General features: G+C 70.9%; 2 protein-coding genes. Both read right to left on the minus strand.

Annotated elements, in window-relative coordinates; translation table 11 throughout:
- Window positions 1–48 precede the first annotated feature (48 nt).
- Complete coding sequence (leuS, locus tag MFF42_RS23910; RefSeq protein ID WP_238258310.1) at window positions 49–2667, minus strand: leucine--tRNA ligase; 2619 nt, start codon at window positions 2665–2667, stop codon at window positions 49–51.
- A 139-nt stretch (window positions 2668–2806) separates the two neighbouring features.
- A complete protein-coding gene (locus tag MFF42_RS23915) occupies window positions 2807–3832 on the minus strand; it encodes a DUF1963 domain-containing protein (RefSeq protein ID WP_238258312.1) in 1026 nt (341 codons plus the stop codon).
- Window positions 3833–3952 lie beyond the last annotated feature (120 nt).

Raw genomic sequence — 3952 nt, forward strand, 5'->3', positions numbered from 1 at the left:
AGGGGGAGGAGAGGGGCGTTAGCCCGAAACGATCAATCGGAAACCGTATCACATCACCAGATTCACGATCCGGCCCGGCACGACGATGACCTTTCTCGGAGCCCGGCCTTCGAGGGCACGCTGCACCGGCTCCAGCGCCAGGGTCGCCGCCTCCACGGCCTTGGCGTCGGCGTCCCGCGGCACGGTGACGTCCGCCCGCTTCTTGCCGTTGATCTGCACCGGCAGGGTGATCTCGTCCTCGACCAGCAGCGCCTGATCGGCCACGGGCCAGGACGCCTCGGCGACGAGCCCCTCCCCGCCGAGGACGCGCCAGCACTCCTCCGCCAAGTGCGGCATCATCGGCGCGATGAGCTGCACGAGGATGCGCCCCGCCTCCCCCGCCGCCGCTCCGGACGCGCCGCCGCGCAGGCCCTCGTCGAGGGCGTTGGCGAGCGTGTAGATGTGGGCGACGCAGCGGTTGAAGCGCAGCCGCTCGATATCCTCGCCGACGGCCGCGAGCGCCTTGTGTGCGGCCTTGCGTAGGGCCGCATCGGCGGTGCCGCCGCCGGACCCGTCAGCCCCCGCCGCGCCGTGGACGAGGCGCCAAACGCGCTGCACGAAGCGGGCGGCGCCCTGCACGCCCTCCTCGGTCCAGATCACGTCGCGCTCTGGAGGAGAGTCGGAGAGCATGAACCAGCGGGCGGTGTCGGCGCCGTAGCTGGCGATAATGTCGTCGGGATCGACGACGTTCTTCTTCGACTTCGACATCTTCTCCGTCGGGCCGACCTCGATCGGCGCGCCGGTTTTCACGTGAAAAGCCCTGCGCTCCCCGCCCTCGGTCTCGAAGCGGATCTCGGCCGGCGGCACCCAGGCGCCGGAGGGGTCCTTGTAGGTCTCGTGGACGACCATGCCCTGCGTGAACAGGCCGGCGAAGGGCTCCGAGACGCCCGCCCAGCCGGTCTCCCGCATCGCCCGCATGAAGAAGCGCGAGTAGAGCAGGTGCAGGATCGCGTGCTCGACGCCGCCGATATACTGATCGACCGCGAGCCAGTGATCGACGGTTTTCCGGTCGGTCGGGGCGTCCGCGAGCCAGGGCGCGGTGAAGCGGGCGTAGTACCAGGACGAGTCCACGAAGGTGTCCATGGTGTCGGTCTCGCGCCGGGCGGCCTCGCCGCAGCGCGGGCACGGCACCTGCCGCCAGGCGTGGTCCCGCTCCAGCGGGTTGCCGGGCTGGTCGAACGAGACCTCGTCCGGCAGCTTCACCGGCAGGTCGTCCACCGGCACCGGCACGGGGCCGCAGGCGTCGCAGTGGATGATCGGGATCGGGCAGCCCCAGTAGCGCTGGCGCGAGACGCCCCAGTCGCGCAGGCGGAACTGCACTTTTCGGCGCGCGACGGGAGACCCCATCAGCACCTCGTTCTCCAGACGGTTGGCGACACTCCGAAACGCCTCGCCCGTCGTCATGCCGTCGAGGAAGCGCGAATGGATCATCCGGCCGTCGCCGTCGTAGGCGGTGTCGGTGATGATGAAGGTCTCGGGGTCCTGCCCCTCAGGGCAGACCACCGGCGTGTTGCCGAGCCCGTACTTGTTGGCGAAGTCGAGGTCGCGCTGGTCGTGGGCCGGGCAGCCGAACACCGCGCCGGTGCCGTACTCCATCAGCACGAAGTTCGCGACGTAGATCGGCAGCGCCCAGGCGGGGTCGAGCGGGTGGCGCACGGTCAGCCCGGTGTCGAAACCGAGTTTTTCGGCCGTATCGATCGCCTCCTGCGCGGTGCCGATGCGGCGGCATTCCTCGGCGAAGCGTTGCAGCTCCGCGGCCCGCGGGCCGGACTCGGCCAGCGCCTTGGCGAGCGGATGATCGACGGAGATCGCCAGGAATTTCGCGCCGAACAGCGTGTCGGGGCGGGTGGTGTAGACCGTCAATTCGTCCGTGCCGGCGAACGGCGCGGTCAGCGCGAAGCGCACCTCCAGCCCTTCGGAGCGGCCGATCCAGTTGCGCTGCATCAGCCGGACCTTTTCCGGCCAGCGCTCCAGCCCGTCGAGGGCGTCGTGCAGGTCCTGGGCGAAGTCGGTGATCTTGAAGAACCACTGGGTCAGCTCGCGCTGCTCGACCAGCGCGCCCGAGCGCCAGCCGCGCCCGTCGATGACCTGCTCGTTGGCGAGCACGGTGTGATCGACCGGGTCCCAGTTCACCTTCGCCGTGCGCCGGGTCACGAGACCCTTGGCCAGGAAGTCGAGGAACATGCGCTGCTGGTGCTTGTAGTAGTCGGGATCGCAAGTCGCGATCTCACGGCTCCAGTCGAGCGACAGGCCCATGCTCTGGAGCTGGCCGCGCATGGTGGCGATGTTGGCGTAGGTCCAGTCCCGCGGGTTGACCTTGCGCTCCATGGCCGCGTTCTCGGCCGGCAGGCCGAAGGCGTCCCAGCCCATCGGGTGGAGCACGTTGTGGCCCTTGGCGCGCTTGTAGCGGGCCACCACGTCGCCCATGGCGTAGTTGCGCACGTGGCCGATATGGATGCGCCCCGAAGGGTAGGGGAACATCTCCAGCACGTAGTATTTCGGGCGCGGGTCGTCGTTCTTCGTCTGGTAGAGCTTGGCCGCGTCCCAGGCCTGCTGCCAGCGCGGCTCGGCGTCCTTCGCGTTGTAGCGTTCTTGAACTGTCGGGGAGGGCTGTGCGGAATCGGTCATCGGGGGCGCCGGGATCAGCGGAAAAGGGAGCGGGCCGCGCGACGCTGTCGCGGGAGCCGGAGCCCGGCACCTAGCATATCCGCGCGGCCGAGGGTCAACGATCACGGATCAACGATCGAAGAGGAGCCGCGGGCGCGGCTCAGGTCTGCTGATAGACCGCCACCACCCGGTCGAAGCGACGGTCCGCGAGGTCGGCGGCGCGGATCAGGAAATAGACGGTGCCCTCCCCGCTCTCCTGCAGGAAGTCGCCGACATCGATCTGGAGGAGCAGGCGCCAGGAACGCGCGCCGGCCTCGATCTCGGGCCGCTGCGCCTTCCACGCCTCCCGGTCGAGATGCTGCACGCCGAAGCGGCTGACGACCTCCGCCTCGAAGCGCGGATCGCTCTGCTCCGGCAGCGGCGAGCCCAGTAGCTGGTTGCGCCGGCCCGCATTGGCGGCCCCATAGTAGCTGTCGAACGTCTTCGCGAAGAGATCCTGATAGGCGTCGCGCGGGCCCTCCGCGCCATCGGTGCGGGGTGCCAGCGCCGCCTTCAGGGCCGGCCGCGCCTCCATCTCCAGGCTCTCGACGGCCGGCGGGCGCAGGGTGGCGTGCAGGCGCATCGGCCGGGCCGGCCCGCTGTAGGGCGTGCCGGCATCCGGCTTCGGCGGGGGCAGCTTGAACCGGTGGTTGACCTTGGCGATCTCCGCCCGGTGCTCCTCGTCCGCCGCCGCGAGGTCGGGCGGCATGACCTGCGCCGCGAGCCCCTCCCGCGGGGTCTCGTCCCAGATCACGCGGGCGGATTCGGTGCCGTTGTCCCAGGGGCCGGCGGTGAGGTCGTAGAAGAACAGGAGCCGTCCGTGCCCCGGCAGGGCCTCGGCGAACGCGCCCTTCCCTCTCGCCTCCCCGAGATCGACCTGCGCGAAGAAGGCGTAGGGCAGTTCCCTGCGGAAGTGCCGCCGCATCTCCTCCCCGGCCTCCGCGTTCCCGCGCCTGGCGATCGCCTCGACGTCGGCGGGCTTGGCCCGGCGCGGCCAAGCGAGGCCCGGCGGCAGGTCGGGAGTTCCGCCGATCCGCGTGCCGCCGGGATCGGCGCCGCCCTTCGGCGCCGGCCGGAACTCGAGGGTCGGCACCAGCGCCTCGACCACCACCTCGACCTGCGGGCGCGGGCGAAGGGCGGCGCCGATCCCGGCGGCACGCGGATCGGCGGAACTCCCGACCTGCCGCCGGGCCTCGCTTGGCCGCGCCGGGCCAAGCCCGCCGACGTCGAGGCGATCGCCAGGCGCGGGAACGCGGAGGCCGGGGAG

The organism is Methylorubrum podarium (assembly GCF_022179745.1).
GTDB classification, from domain to species: domain Bacteria; phylum Pseudomonadota; class Alphaproteobacteria; order Rhizobiales; family Beijerinckiaceae; genus Methylobacterium; species Methylobacterium podarium.